Genomic DNA, 13,462 nt, shown 5'->3' on the forward strand with positions numbered 1-13,462 from the left:
ACTTCTACCCTGCCCCGGCGCTGATTAAGCACCGGGGCAGTTTATGCAAACCTTCTGTTTCAGCTCTCCTGATAAACGCCTTCACCATGAATGCTGCGGTATTCTTTTGGCGTCATTTCATAGCCTTTTCTGAACACCGAATAAAAATATTGCAGTGAAGGATAACCGCACATTTGCGAGATTTCGTTAATGGAGATCGACGTCGCCGCCAGCAGATTACGGGCGCGGTCGAGTTTCTCTTCGTGGATAACACCGTGGATCGTCTGCCCCGTTTCATCTTTGAAACGCTTTTCAAGGTTCGAGCGAGACATGCCAATGGCATCCAGCACCTGTTCCACTTTGATCCCTTTACAGGCGTGGTAACGGATGTAATGCATCGCCTGGATCACCGCCGGATCACGCAGTGAACGGAAATCGGTAGAGCGGCGTTCAACCACCTTCACCGGCGGCACTAAAATGCGCTGCAACGGCAAATCGCGCTGATCAAGCAGCTGATGCAATAACTTCGCCGCGCGGTACCCCATCTGGCGGGTGCCCTGCACCACCGAAGACAACGCGACCCGCGAGAGGTAGCGCGTCAGCTCTTCGTTATCAATCCCGATCACACTGAGTTTTTCCGGCACCGGGATGTTGAGGTGCTCACAGACCTGCAATAAGTGGCGGGCGCGGGCATCGGTGACCGCAATAATGCCGGTTTGCTGCGGCAAGGTTTGCACCCAGTCAGCCAGCCTGTTCTGCGCGTGTTGCCAGTTTTCCGGCGCGGTTTCCATCCCCTGATACACCACACCCTGATACTGCTCGGAGGCCACCAGGGCTCTGAACGCGTGCTCGCGCTCCTGCGCCCAGCGTTTCCCGCCGGTATCGGGCAGGCCATAAAATGCAAAACGATTAATGCCCTTTTCTTTCAGGTGCATAAACGCGGCTTCCACCAGCGCGAAGTTATCAGTGGCGATGTAATGCACCGGCGGATAATCCTCTTCCCGGTGATACGAACCGCCGACGCCGACGATGGGCACCTTCAGATCTTCAAGCAGCGTCTCTATTTCGCGATCGTCGAAATCAGCAATAACGCCGTCGCCCAGCCAGTCTTTGATGTTATCTATGCGACAGCGAAAATCTTCTTCGATGAAGATATCCCAGTCGCTTTGTGAGGCCTGCAAATATTCGCCCACACCTTCCACCACCTGACGGTCGTAAACTTTATTGGCGTTAAAGAGCAGCGTAATCCTGTAGCGTTTTTCAAACATGCCTGTTTCTCACCGATGATTACATTGACTAAAGCCTTGTTCCCCCACGCGGAGGAACAAGGCTAATTGCGTTGCTGAATAACACAACGGCAGAAGATCTGTGGATTCTGGATTGTGATTATGTGAGGTAAACCAGATTTCCCTTAGTCAGTGCCGGAAAATTCTGCATATCTCGCCGTATTTATGCCCGACGCTTGGTCGCGGAATCCATCCATACCGCCAGCAGCAAAATCGCGCCTTTGACGATGTACTGCCAGAATGTCGGGACGTCCAGCATGCTCATCCCATTATCCAGCGACGCCATGATGAATGCGCCCATCACTGCACCGGCCACGCTGCCGACACCGCCCGCCAGGCTGGTACCGCCGATAACACACGCGGCGATCGCATCCAGCTCCGCGATATTACCCGCCGACGGTGAACCTGCACCCAGACGCGAACTGAGGATAAGACCGGCGATGGCCACCATCAGCCCGTTGATGGCAAACACCGCCAGCTTGCTGCGTTCGACGTTCACGCCCGACAGCCGCGCCGCCTCAATGTTGCCGCCAATAGCATAAATACGCCGCCCGAACGATGTGCGTGACGCCATAAACATGCCGCCAAGCATCAGCGCGACCAGGATCAGCACCGGCGTAGGTACGCCACGGTAATCGTTGAGCAGATAAATCGCCCCCAGTGCCACAATGGCGGTCAGTGCCTGACGGGTCACGTCAGTTCTGGCGGCCGCCACCGGCAGCCCGAGCGCGCTGCGTTGTTTGCGTCTGCGCCACTGCCAGCCGATAAACAACACCAGCGCCACCGCACCGATCCCAAAACCAAAAGAACCCGGCAGATAACTCTGACCGATTAAAGACATCGCGGGCGTGGTCGGGGACACCGTAGTGCCGCTGGTAATGCCAATCAAAATGCCGCGAAATGCGAGCATGCCGGCCAGTGTGACGATAAATGACGGCACTTTGCGATATGCCACCCACCAGCCGTTCCATGCGCCCAGTAACAGGCCAAGCACCAGTGTTACCGCAATGGTCAGCGGAAGCGGCCAGCCAAGCCAGACGTCAAATATGGCCGCCACGCCGCCCAGCAGCCCCATCATTGAGCCGACGGAAAGGTCGATTTCTGCGGAGATAATGACGAAAACCATGCCGACGGCCAAAATGCCGGTGATCGCCGTCTGGCGCAGCAGGTTTGAAATGTTTCGCGCGCTGATGTACGCGCCGTCTGTCGTCAGGCTGAAAAAAACAATAATCACCGCAATGGCGGCCAGCATCACAAAGACCTGCAAGTTAATATTTTTTAGCTTTTGCAGGGAAAAGACGGCATCCGGCTTATCCACCGGCGTGGCAGCTGCGGGGGTTCCTGGCTGGGGAAATTTAGACATGCGTTTCACTCCTCAATGCGGCTTCCATGACCTGTTCCTGACTTAAATTGTTGTTGTTCAGACAGGCTTTAACCTGTCCCAGATGCATCACCACCACCCGGTCGCTGAGCCCCAGCACCTCGGGTAACTCCGAGGAAATCACGATGATCGCCATTCCCTGTGCCGCCAGTTGACCAATGAGTTTGTAGATTTCATGCTTTGCCCCGACGTCGATACCGCGCGTGGGTTCATCGAGGATCAGGATTTTGGGTTTCAGTAACAGGCAGCGCGCCAGAATGGCTTTTTGCTGGTTACCGCCGCTCAGGCGTCCGATCGCCAGTTCGGATGAAGACGTTTTGATTTTTAGCTGTTTCACCGATTCGCTGATGGTGAATTGCTCCTGCGCCTCGCGCAAAACACCGCCGCTGCTGAACTGACTGAGCGCTGCCAGCGTAATATTGCTGCCCACGGCCATGACCGGCACAATGCCATCACGTTTGCGATCTTCAGGCACCATCGCCAGCCCGCGACGCATGGCATCACGACAGTCGGTGATCTGCACCTGATGACCTTCCAGCCAGACATCCCCCGACCAGCGCCCCGGATAGACACCGTACAGACACTCCATCATTTCGGTTCTGCCTGCCCCAACCAGCCCGGCAACGCCCAGCACTTCGCCCTGACGCAACGTGAATCCGGCGTTATCGACCCTTTTGATGTGACGGTTAACCGGATGCCACGCGTTCAGGTTTTCAACACGCAAAATCTCGGCGCCGATCTGCCGGTGACGTGGCGGGAACAGCTCCGTTAATTCGCGGCCGACCATCATGGAAATGATCTCCTTTTCTGACGTACCGGCCGCGTTGCAGGTGGCAATGTGCCTGCCGTCTCGGATCACACAGAGCTTGTCAGAAATGGCTTTCACTTCAGTCAGTTTGTGGGAGATATAAATACAGGCAATATCGTGATGACGCAGATCCCGGATGATATCCAGCAGAATGGCCGTTTCACTTTCGGTCAGCGATGCGGTGGGTTCATCAAGCACCAGCAGGCGCACCTGTTTATTCAGCGCTTTGGCAATTTCCACCAACTGACGCTGCCCTAATCCGAGATTGCCCACCAGCTGATGAGGGTCGATATCCAGCTTCACCTGCGCCAGCATACGCTGGCAGCGAAGATACATTTTATCGGTGTCCAGCAGGCCATAACGGCCCCACTCGTTGCCGAGAAACATGTTTTCCAGCACGCTCAGTTGTTTCACCAGCGCCAGTTCCTGATGAATAATCGCAATACCTTTTTGTTCAGTGTCGCGGATGCCTTTCGCGCTCAGACGTTCACCGGCGAAATAAATTTCGCCCTCATAAGTGCCCTGGGGATAAATACCGCATAACACTTTCATTAATGTGGATTTCCCCGAGCCATTTTCGCCACACAGCGATAACACTTCCCCGGCAGACAGAGTAAGACTAATATTATCGACCGCTTTTACCGCGCCGAATTTTTTAGTGATATTACGCATTTCCAGCAACGGTGATTTTTCAAATTGTTCTGGCATAGTCAGTATCCTGATAAAAACAACACCGCCGAATGAGAGGTGTTGTTTTCATAGATAATATTGAAAAATTAAAGATCTGATTTTTTATGGAAACCGTCAGCCACTACCGTGCTTTCAATATTATTTTTATCTACCGGAATAGGCGTTAATAAAAATGAAGGCACTTCTTTTTTACCGTTATTTAAAGTGGCGTTAGATTTAGGTGCTTCGCCCTTACCTAACTGCACGGCAATTTCTGCCGCATCATTGGCCAGTTTGGTGATCGGTTTGTACACCGTCATGGTTTGAGTTCCGGCTTCGATACGTTTGATGGCCGCCAGATCGGCGTCCTGACCGGAAATCGCCACTTTGCCCGCCAGCCCTTGCGCAGACAAGGCCTGTACCGCACCGCCGGCAGTGGCATCGTTGGACGCCACCACCGCATCAATTTTGTTGTTGTTGGCGGTCAGCGCATTTTCCATGATCTTCAGCGCATTTTCCGGCAACCACCCGTCAGCCCACTGGTCACCGACGATTTTGATTTTTCCGTCTTTGATCAGCGGATTTAACACTTTCATCTGCCCGGCGCGGAACAGCTTGGCGTTATTGTCCACCGGCGAGCCGCCCATCAGGAAGTAATTGCCCTGAGGAACGCGCTCCACCAGGCTTTGAGCCTGCAACTCCCCGACTTTTTCGTTATCAAAGGAGATGTAAAAATCGATATCAGCGTTGTTGATCATGCGATCGTACGCCAGCACTTTGATGCCTTCGCGCTTGGCTTCGGCGATAACATTACTCAGCACTTCGCCGTTATAAGGAATGATGACCAGCACATCGACGCCACGGTTGATCATATTTTCGATCTGCGCCATCTGCGTTTCTTCGTTACCGTTTGCCGACTGAACAAAAACATCGGCGCCCAGCGTTTTGGCTTTAGCCACAAAAATATCACGGTCTTTTTGCCAGCGTTCTAAACGTAAGTCATCAATCGCCATACCTATTTTTATTTCTTTCGCCATGCCTGTCTGGCTGAACAATATCAACGCAGCACAGGCAGAAAGAATCATTTTATTCATTTTCATTTTTCAGACCTTTTATAAGAATAAGAAGAGGCAGATACAGAGAAACCGTACAGAAATGACACAGGGATTGTTGTCGCTGAATAATTAATCGGCAATTGCAGATTTTAATCACCGCGTTATGATTTTTTGTTTATTTCCGGAAGTTTGATGAAGATCATGGTTTGATTGTAATTCGACACTGATTAGTAATTTTATTATCGAGGCATCACGCGAAAGTCAGAGAAAAGCAAGATGAATGGGGTTAATTATGCGATCTACTGCACATTTAATAATTCTATTAAATTGAGTGTGAAATAACGTAATTGTTAGAAGAAGTCACAACTCCGAAGATAGGGCCTCAGCCTCCCAGTCCCGCTGGGCCCGTTTTCAAGGAGTTTTTCAATGCACGCATATTTCGACAAGCTGGATGCAGTTCGCTACGAAGGTGCTAACAGCACTAACCCGCTGGCATTTCGTCACTACAATCCTGAAGAAGTGATCCTCGGCAAAACCATGGCTGAGCATCTGCGTTTCGCAGCCTGTTACTGGCACACATTCTGCTGGAACGGCAACGACATGTTTGGCCCGGGCTCATTTGTTCGCCCATGGCAGCAGCCGGGTAACGAACTGGAACTGGCCAAGGCCAAAGCCGATGTGGCGTTCGAATTCTTCAAAAAACTGAACGTGCCTTATTACTGCTTCCATGACGTGGACGTGTCGCCGGAAGGCGCATCCCTGAAAGAATACGTTAACAACCTGGCGGTAATGACTGACGTTCTGGCACAGAAACAAGAAGCTACCGGCGTGAAACTGCTGTGGGGCACGGCGAACTGCTTCTCTAACCCGCGCTTTGGTGCCGGTGCGGCGACCAACCCGAACCCGGAAATCTACAGCTGGGCGGCGACGCAGGTGGTCAATGCCATGAATGCCACCCAGAAACTGGGCGGCGAAAACTATGTGTTGTGGGGCGGCCGTGAAGGTTACGAAACCCTGCTCAATACCGATCTGCGTCAGGAGCGCGAACAACTGGGTCGCTTCATGCAGATGGTGGTTGAGCATAAACACAAAATCGGCTTCCAGGGCACGCTGCTCATCGAACCAAAACCGCAGGAGCCAACCAAACATCAGTACGATTATGATGTGGCGACGGTGTACGGCTTCCTTAAACAATTCGGTCTGGAAAAAGAGATCAAAGTTAACATCGAAGCAAACCACGCAACGCTTGCCGGTCACTCATTCCATCATGAAATTGCGAACGCCATTGCGCTCGGGATCTTTGGTTCTGTTGATGCTAACCGTGGTGACCCGCAATGTGGCTGGGATACCGATCAGTTCCCAAACAGCGTTGAAGAAAATGCGCTGGTCATGTATGAAATCATCAAAGCGGGCGGGTTCACCACCGGCGGCCTGAACTTTGACTCTAAGGTTCGTCGTCAAAGCACCGATAAATATGATCTGTTCTACGGCCATATTGGCGGCATGGACACCATGGCGCTGGCGCTGAAAGTGGCAGCACGAATGATTGAAAGCCGTGAACTGGATAAACACGTTGCGCAGCGTTACGCCGGCTGGAATACCGAACTGGGCCAGCAAATTCTGCAAGGTAAGATGTCCCTGGAATCCCTCAGCAGCATGGCGCAGCAAAATGAGATCAATCCTCAGCACCAGAGCGGCCAGCAGGAACGTCTGGAAAATCTGGTTAACCGTTATCTGTTTGGTTAATGCATAAGCAATGATTTACGCCCTGCCTGCCTCCGGTTCGCAGGGCGTTATTTATTTATGCAGGCATGAATGGGTTACCCCCTACTGACATAAAAAGGAATCTGGTATGTATCTCGGTATAGATCTCGGCACCTCTGGCGTTAAAGTGATTTTACTCAGTGAAGAGGGTCAGGTGGTTGCCAGCCACAGTGAGGCGTTAACCCTTTCCCGCCCCCACCCGTTATGGTCAGAACAAAATCCCGCCGACTGGTGGACAGCCACCGGCAACGCCATTTCAGCACTCTCGATGCGTCATCCGTTAAAACAGGTTAAAGCGATCGGGATCACCGGGCAGATGCATGGCGCAACCGTACTGGATGCCGGGCAAAACGTCCTGCGTCCGGCTATTCTCTGGAATGATGGCCGCAGTTTCAGCCAGTGCCAGCAACTGGAAGCCGCCGTTGCTGATTCGCGTCGTATTACCGGCAACCTGATGATGCCGGGCTTCACCGCACCAAAACTGCTTTGGCTGCGTGAAAACGAACCGGCCCTGTTTGCCAAAATCGACAAAGTATTACTGCCAAAAGATTACCTGCGTCTGTTAATGACCGGCGTTTTTGCCAGCGACATGTCTGATGCCGCTGGCACAATGTGGCTTGACGTTGCCAACCGTGACTGGAGCGACAATATGCTCGCCGCCACCGGCCTGACGCGTCAGCACATGCCGGCGCTGTTTGAAGGCAATGAGATCACCGGCCAGCTGTTGCCAGAACTGGCCGCACGCTGGGGCATGGATTGCGTGCCCGTCATCGCAGGCGGTGGGGATAATGCCGCAGGTGCCGTCGGCGTCGGTTTATATAAAACCGGACAAGCGATGTTGTCACTCGGTACATCCGGCGTCTATTTCGCCGTCAGCGACGGGTTCCTGAGTAATCCGCAGCAGGCCGTTCACAGTTTCTGTCATGCATTACCCGACACCTGGCATTTGATGTCAGTGATGCTCAGCGCCGCCTCCTGTCTTGACTGGGCCGCAAACCTCACCGGCACGGCTTCTGTTGCAGAACTGATCGCGCTGGCAGAGAACACGCCACCGGCAGATTCACCGGTCTGGTTCCTGCCGTATCTTTCCGGCGAACGCACCCCGCACAATAACCCGAATGCCAAAGGCACCCTCTTCGGCCTGACCCACCAGCACGGTCCGGCGGATATCGCCCGCGCGGTTCTCGAAGGCGTCGGTTTCGCGCTCGCCGACGGCATGGATGTGTTACATGCCACCGGCCTGAAGCCGAAAAGCATAACGCTTATCGGCGGCGGCGCACGCAGCCCTTACTGGCGGCAAATGCTGGCGGATATCAGCGGTCAGACGCTGGAATACCGCACGGGTGGCGACGTCGGGCCAGCGCTGGGCGCGGCAAGACTGGCGCAAATCGCCGAAAATCCGGGCAAACCGGTGGAGCATTTCCTGCCGGAACTCCCGCTTGAACAGGTGCATCAACCCGACGCGCAGAAACATACCGCGTATGGCGCCCGCCGCGATGTATTCAGGGAGTTGTATAAGCGGCTTGAAGACTTGATGTGATAGTGGCTTCAGCCAACTCTTCAAGGTCGAGACCTTGGGCTTGCTGGCTATGTTTCAGTGGCTCCGGCTATTGCAGCAAAATCGCGCCGCTGCGCGCTGCATCAAGGTCAAGGTCGTGGGCGCCGGCCCACACCGGGTTAAGGGGCGTAAACGCGCCCCTTAACAATCCCGCGTTTTTTTTAACTGCGCGCTGCCGCTCGCGGGCTATGTTTCAGGGGCTCGCGTTATTGCCGCAAAATCCCGCCGCTGCGCGGTGCCCTCCGCTCGGGTTACAACCCGCGCAAAAACACGCGCGGTTTTCCACCACTCCCTCCGGCGTGATTTTTGAGCGCGGCCAATGGCATTTTTAAAGTCAAAACGATGTGTTTGATTCTGCTTTCCTCCTTCCACATCGCAGAAGGAGAAAAATATTTGTTTTACATAGCCATAGGCCGCGCTCAAAACGACGTCGAATGAACGGTGAGAAACCGCGAGGGTATTTTTCCGAGCGGGTCCGAACCTGAAATGAGAGGACCGCGCAGCGGCGGCGTTTGCGGCAATAGGAGGAGCCGCTGAAACATAGCCAGCAAGCGGCAGCGCGCAGTAAAAGAGCCAGGGATTCTTAAGGGGGGCGGCGATAAGCCCCCCTTAAGGCCGGTGTGGGTGGCAACCCACGGTCTTGACCTTAAGGCCGGTGTGGGTGGCAACCCACGGTCTTGACCTTGAAGTTGAATTTAAACACCTCCCTGCTTAACACTTTCCCCGCGCCAAGACGCCCCCATTTGGAATACACTTCATTCCTAAATTTCATACTGAGTTATGTGGCACAGATCACATCTTAATTGTATGATGAATGCATCATTCAACTGGGTGAAACACCATGAGCAACGCAGTCTCTCTGGCATTTCAATATATTCGGGCGTTTATTCTGATTTACCTGTGTTTATTCGCCGGTAACGCCATTTCCTCTCTTTTGCCTCTCACTATCCCCGGCAGCATTATCGGGATGCTGATTTTGTTTTGCCTGCTCTCAACACAAATTCTGCCGTTTAAATGGGTCAAACCCGGCTGCAACGTGCTGATCCGCTACATGGCGTTGTTGTTCGTTCCTATCGGCGTCGGGGTGATGAATTATTACGAGCAGTTGCGTACGCAGTTCGGTCCGCTGGTGGTGTCTTGCCTGGTAAGTACGCTGGTGGTGCTGCTGGTGGTGGCCTATTGCTCCCACTATATTCACGGCGATCGCGGGACAATTAAGGAAAGCGCGGAGGAAAAAAATGATTGATATTCTGTGGTCCTTGCCGCTGACGCTGCTGGTCTTTTTCGCCACCCGCAAACTGGCGATCAGGCTCAAAATGCCGCTGCTTAACCCGTTGCTGATGTCGATGGTGGTGATTATTCCTTTGCTGCTGGTGACCAACATCCCTTACGCACGCTATTTTGCGGGCAGCAAAATCCTTAATGATTTGCTGCAACCCGCCGTGGTGGCACTGGCGTTTCCGTTGTACGAACAGCTACACCAGATCCGCGCGCGCTGGAAATCCATTATCAGCATCTGCTTTATCGGCAGCGTGGTGGCGATGGTTACCGGCACCGCCATTGCCTTGTGGATGGGGGCAACACCGCAGATCGCCGCATCGGTATTACCGAAATCCGTCACCACGCCGATTGCGATGGCGACAGCGCAATCCATCAACGGTATTCCTGCTATCAGCGCCGTGTGCGTGATATTCGTCGGGATCCTCGGCGCCGTTTTCGGCCACAGTATTTTGAATCTGCTGAAGATCACCACTAAAGCGTCGCGCGGCCTGGCGATGGGTACTGCGTCGCACGCACTCGGCACTGCACGCTGTGCGGAAATGGATTATCAGGAAGGCGCATTCAGCTCACTGGCACTGGTGATTTGCGGGATTATCACTTCCCTGCTCGCCCCGTTCCTGTTCCCGGTACTGTTAGCGTTGTTTGGATGAGCTGACCAGAAGCACGACGAGGAAAAAGAGTATGTCACTTCAACCTTAGAAAAAGTGACATACAAAACTGAAAGTACCCGGTTTAAGTACAGTCAGAAAAGAGCCTGCCTGCCCGCGTTAAAACGGGCAGGCAGTCGATAACGAAGAGGAGATGTCTTGCGCGAAGCCGCGCAGGAGGGATTACGAATTCATCTGAAACAGTGACATGCCCTGCATGGTGCTGTACGTCTTATAAGACGCCTGAAGCGCAACCTGCTGCAGCGTATAAGTCGAAATTGCTGACGTCCAGTCAGTGTCCACCAAATCACTCAGCTTGCTGGCGTTGGTCACTTCACGGTTATCACCGAGCGTATCCAGCGTGTCCAGCTCACTCATCTGCGTACCCAGCTCTGAACGCACAGACAACACGTTGTTCAGCGAGTTGCTCAGGCCACGGTTGGCTTTACCAATCGCGTCCGTGTACTCGGTGTCGGTGGTGTAATCCGCAGACGGCGTTTTCAGGGCTTTCAGCGCACCATCAATGGTTTTGAAGATATCGGGCTCGCTGGGGTCGCCGTTGGGTTCCGCTTTCGCATCACCGGTCAGGGTCTGGAAAACTTCATTACCGGTGTGGTTGATGGTCATGGTACGGCTGGCATCCACCTGCTGAGTGATGGCCGTTGTGCCGCCCGAATAAGACACTGCACCCGTGGTCGCATCTTGCGTAAACGGCGGTGTATCACTCTTATAACCGGCAAAAATATAGCGGCCATTACCGTCGGTGCTGTTCGACATGTTGAGCAGCTGAGACTTCAGGCTTTCGAGTTTGGTCGCCAGAGAAGAACGGTCATCATCGCTTAACGAGCCGTCACCGGCCTGAACGATCAGCGTCTGCGCGTCCTGAATCGTGCTGGTCACGCTGGAGAGAATCGACTCTTCCTGACTCATGCTCTGATTAGCGAAAGTGCGCGCCACTGAAAACTGTTTGTTTTCAGCCGAAGCCTGACGAACCAATACGGCCTGCGATGCCGCCAGCGGATCGTCCGAAGGCTTGCTCACTTTAGAACCGGTAGACAGCTGTAAACCGGTGGCCTGAAAACGGTTCTGACCATCCAGAACCGCATCCATGTTTTGTTGATAAATCATATTGGTACTAAGGCGCATGGCATCAGTTCCTTATCAGTTCAAATAATACGTTCTAAACACCAGCGGCCTGAAGGCGGCGGTATCAGCGAAGGTTGATGATCGCGTCGAAAATCGTCGAAGCCGTCTGCACGACCTGCGCGTTCGCCAGATAATATTGCTGGTAACGTTGCAGATCGCCGTATTCCTCATCGAGGTTAACCCCGGAGATAGACTGCTGTTGTGCGGTCAGCTGGGTGACAATGTTGGCCTGCGCGGTGTTGGTGGTAGTCAGTGTGCTGACCTGGTTCCCCACGTTGCTGACCAGGCTGGCATACGCGCCGGACAAGGTTGATTTACCTTCCACCAGTTTGGCGGTTTGCAGATTCAGCATTTTCTGCGCGTTGGTGTTATCGCTGACGCCGGTGTCTGCTGAGCCCGCAGCGGCGATCAGTGAAGAATCGCTGATCGCGACATTCACACTGCCCGCCACATTACTCACCGTTTTGATGGTGAAACTGTCTTTGGTTGACGGGGTGCCGCTGACAGAAACGGACAGGCCGTCGAATTCCATCGTCGGGTTACCGTTGCTGTCATTCGGGCCAGTGGTCGGCGTGATTTTTGCCCCGTCGGAAACGCGGGTCACATCCCAGCTGCTGCCGTTATAAGCCATGGTGTAATCGCTGGCTTTAACCGCTGACGTGTCAGTGTAGGCCACGCTCACATCCGCCGTGCCCTGGTTTTTGGTGTTACCTACCGTGGTCGCGCCGGTGAAGGTGAAGAAATCCGTGCCCTGGGTGCCATTGAGGTCGAAACCGGCTTTGTTGGTGGTGTTGAAGCTGTCAGCCATCGTCAGCGCTAACTGACCTAACTGGTTGATGGCCGGTTCCAGGTTATCTTTGCGGAAAGACAACGCGCCACCGAGAGAACCGGTGGTCATGCGGCTTTCCTGAATCTGTGACACGGAGCCATCCGGCTGCGTCATGCCCACGGTCATTTTGGTCGGATCTGCACTGGAGGCGACGGCCACCACAGTTTTAGCATTTCCACCGCTCACCAGTGGCACGCCGTTGGCAAAGGAGACGTTGTAGGTATCGCCATCCTGCTGCGTGACGGTGACACCGGTAATGTCGTTGAGCTTGCTGACCAGCTGATCGCGTTGATCGAGCAGCGCATTAGGCTCCTGCCCGGTGCTGCCGCGCGTGGTGGTGATCTGCGTGTTCAATTTGGCAATCTGCGAGGCGAACGTGTTGATCTGATCAACGTTCTGCGAGATCTGCTGGTTAACGGCGGTGTTCATGTCGTTCAGGTATTTTGCTGAACTGTTGAACTGCGCGGTCAGCCCTTGTGCTTCGCCCAACACGGCCTGACGCGCGGAGCTGTCGCTGGCGTTGCTGGTCAGGGTTTGCAGGCCCTTGAAGAAGGTCGCCATGGTGGCATCAATGCCCGTTGAGCTGTCACCCAGCAAGTCATCAATGGAGCTTGCCTGGCCCAGTTGGGTCGATAACGCGCTGCTGGTGGCGCTGGAACCCAGTAACTGCGTCACCACAAAGGCGTTGTACTCGCGGTTGATGCCGGTGACGGTGACGCCGTTACCGATATAGCCTGCGCCCGTCGCGGTGCCATTGCTTTGATTGATGATCGTTGTCTGGCGGTTATAACCGGCCACACTGACGTTAGCGATGTTATTACCGGTGGTGCTGAGCGCAGCCTGCGCTGCGTTCAGTCCGCTCATTGCGGTATTGATTAAGCTACTGGACATGAGTGACCTTTTGGCTGCCGGTGTAAAATTTTACCGCCGGATAATTAAAGGGTTCGGGTCGGGGCCTGGCCCTTTTCCCATATTGATCTGGTTATCGGCTTCGACTGCGAAAACTTGAGAAAAAAATGGCAACCGCTTTCAAACTTTTTTCAGGTCTGAGAGGAGGTT

At 53.8% G+C, this 13,462-nt stretch carries 10 protein-coding genes; 4 read left to right on the forward strand and 6 right to left on the reverse strand.

Going from position 1 to position 13,462, the window contains the following annotated elements; genetic code table 11:
* Positions 1-59 precede the first annotated feature (59 nt).
* The 4 genes from xylR to xylF form a co-directional block, all read right to left on the reverse strand.
* Positions 60-1,247: a D-xylose utilization transcriptional activator XylR gene (gene xylR, locus ACQZQY_RS17505; RefSeq protein ID WP_056769768.1), complete on the reverse strand. Its 1,188-nt coding sequence runs from the start codon at positions 1,245-1,247 to the stop codon at positions 60-62.
* A gap of 181 nt (positions 1,248-1,428) precedes the next feature.
* On the reverse strand, positions 1,429-2,628 hold the full coding sequence (xylH, locus tag ACQZQY_RS17510) for a xylose ABC transporter permease XylH (protein WP_431296102.1): 1,200 nt from the start codon (positions 2,626-2,628) through the stop codon (positions 1,429-1,431).
* Complete coding sequence (locus ACQZQY_RS17515; RefSeq protein ID WP_431296103.1) at positions 2,621-4,162, reverse strand: xylose ABC transporter ATP-binding protein; 1,542 nt, start codon at positions 4,160-4,162, stop codon at positions 2,621-2,623. Before ACQZQY_RS17515 ends, xylH begins: the two co-directional genes overlap by 8 nt.
* A gap of 68 nt (positions 4,163-4,230) precedes the next feature.
* On the reverse strand, positions 4,231-5,223 hold the full coding sequence (xylF, locus tag ACQZQY_RS17520) for a D-xylose ABC transporter substrate-binding protein (protein ID WP_056769764.1): 993 nt from the start codon (positions 5,221-5,223) through the stop codon (positions 4,231-4,233).
* A gap of 381 nt (positions 5,224-5,604) precedes the next feature.
* Here xylF and xylA point away from each other — a divergent pair, with 381 nt between their 5' ends.
* From xylA to ACQZQY_RS17540, 4 genes are all read left to right on the forward strand, one after another.
* Positions 5,605-6,924 carry a xylose isomerase gene (gene xylA, locus ACQZQY_RS17525; RefSeq protein ID WP_056769763.1) on the forward strand — a complete coding sequence of 440 codons (1,320 nt, stop codon included), beginning with the start codon at positions 5,605-5,607 and terminating at the stop codon, positions 6,922-6,924.
* Positions 6,925-7,030: 106 nt separating this feature from the next.
* Positions 7,031-8,482, forward strand: a complete 1,452-nt coding sequence (gene xylB / locus ACQZQY_RS17530; protein ID WP_431296104.1) for a xylulokinase — start codon at positions 7,031-7,033, stop codon at positions 8,480-8,482.
* 859 nt (positions 8,483-9,341) lie between these two features.
* Positions 9,342-9,746, forward strand: coding sequence for a CidA/LrgA family protein (locus ACQZQY_RS17535; RefSeq protein ID WP_122095003.1), 405 nt, complete (start codon positions 9,342-9,344; stop codon positions 9,744-9,746).
* A complete protein-coding gene (locus tag ACQZQY_RS17540; protein ID WP_056769757.1) occupies positions 9,739-10,431 on the forward strand; it encodes a CidB/LrgB family autolysis modulator in 693 nt (230 codons plus the stop codon). Before ACQZQY_RS17535 ends, ACQZQY_RS17540 begins: the two co-directional genes overlap by 8 nt.
* A gap of 180 nt (positions 10,432-10,611) precedes the next feature.
* Here the strand turns inward: ACQZQY_RS17540 and flgL are convergent, their stop codons facing one another.
* Together flgL and flgK are read right to left on the reverse strand one after the other, a co-directional pair.
* Positions 10,612-11,574 carry a flagellar hook-associated protein FlgL gene (flgL, locus tag ACQZQY_RS17545; RefSeq protein ID WP_056769756.1) on the reverse strand — a complete coding sequence of 321 codons (963 nt, stop codon included), beginning with the start codon at positions 11,572-11,574 and terminating at the stop codon, positions 10,612-10,614.
* Positions 11,575-11,638: 64 nt separating this feature from the next.
* Entirely contained in the window at positions 11,639-13,294 is a 1,656-nt protein-coding gene (flgK, locus tag ACQZQY_RS17550; RefSeq protein ID WP_056769754.1) for a flagellar hook-associated protein FlgK, read from the reverse strand.
* Positions 13,295-13,462 lie beyond the last annotated feature (168 nt).

It is taken from the genome of Rahnella sp. PAMC25559 (genome assembly GCF_050632365.1).
GTDB classification, from domain to species: Bacteria; Pseudomonadota; Gammaproteobacteria; order Enterobacterales; family Enterobacteriaceae; genus Rahnella; species Rahnella rivi.

What these genes read in the sequence shown, in the direction of transcription:
- xylR (WP_056769768.1), bottom strand. Translation starts at nt 1,247, where the DNA reads ATGTTTGAAAAACGCTACAGGATTACGCTGCTCTTTAACGCCAATAAA.
- xylH (WP_431296102.1), bottom strand. Translation starts at nt 2,628, where the DNA reads ATGTCTAAATTTCCCCAGCCAGGAACCCCCGCAGCTGCCACGCCGGTG.
- ACQZQY_RS17515 (WP_431296103.1), bottom strand. Translation starts at nt 4,162, where the DNA reads ATGCCAGAACAATTTGAAAAATCACCGTTGCTGGAAATGCGTAATATC.
- xylF (WP_056769764.1), bottom strand. Translation starts at nt 5,223, where the DNA reads ATGAAAATGAATAAAATGATTCTTTCTGCCTGTGCTGCGTTGATATTG.
- xylA (WP_056769763.1), top strand. Translation starts at nt 5,605, where the DNA reads ATGCACGCATATTTCGACAAGCTGGATGCAGTTCGCTACGAAGGTGCT.
- xylB (WP_431296104.1), top strand. Translation starts at nt 7,031, where the DNA reads ATGTATCTCGGTATAGATCTCGGCACCTCTGGCGTTAAAGTGATTTTA.
- ACQZQY_RS17535 (WP_122095003.1), top strand. Translation starts at nt 9,342, where the DNA reads ATGAGCAACGCAGTCTCTCTGGCATTTCAATATATTCGGGCGTTTATT.
- ACQZQY_RS17540 (WP_056769757.1), top strand. Translation starts at nt 9,739, where the DNA reads ATGATTGATATTCTGTGGTCCTTGCCGCTGACGCTGCTGGTCTTTTTC.
- flgL (WP_056769756.1), bottom strand. Translation starts at nt 11,574, where the DNA reads ATGCGCCTTAGTACCAATATGATTTATCAACAAAACATGGATGCGGTT.
- flgK (WP_056769754.1), bottom strand. Translation starts at nt 13,294, where the DNA reads ATGTCCAGTAGCTTAATCAATACCGCAATGAGCGGACTGAACGCAGCG.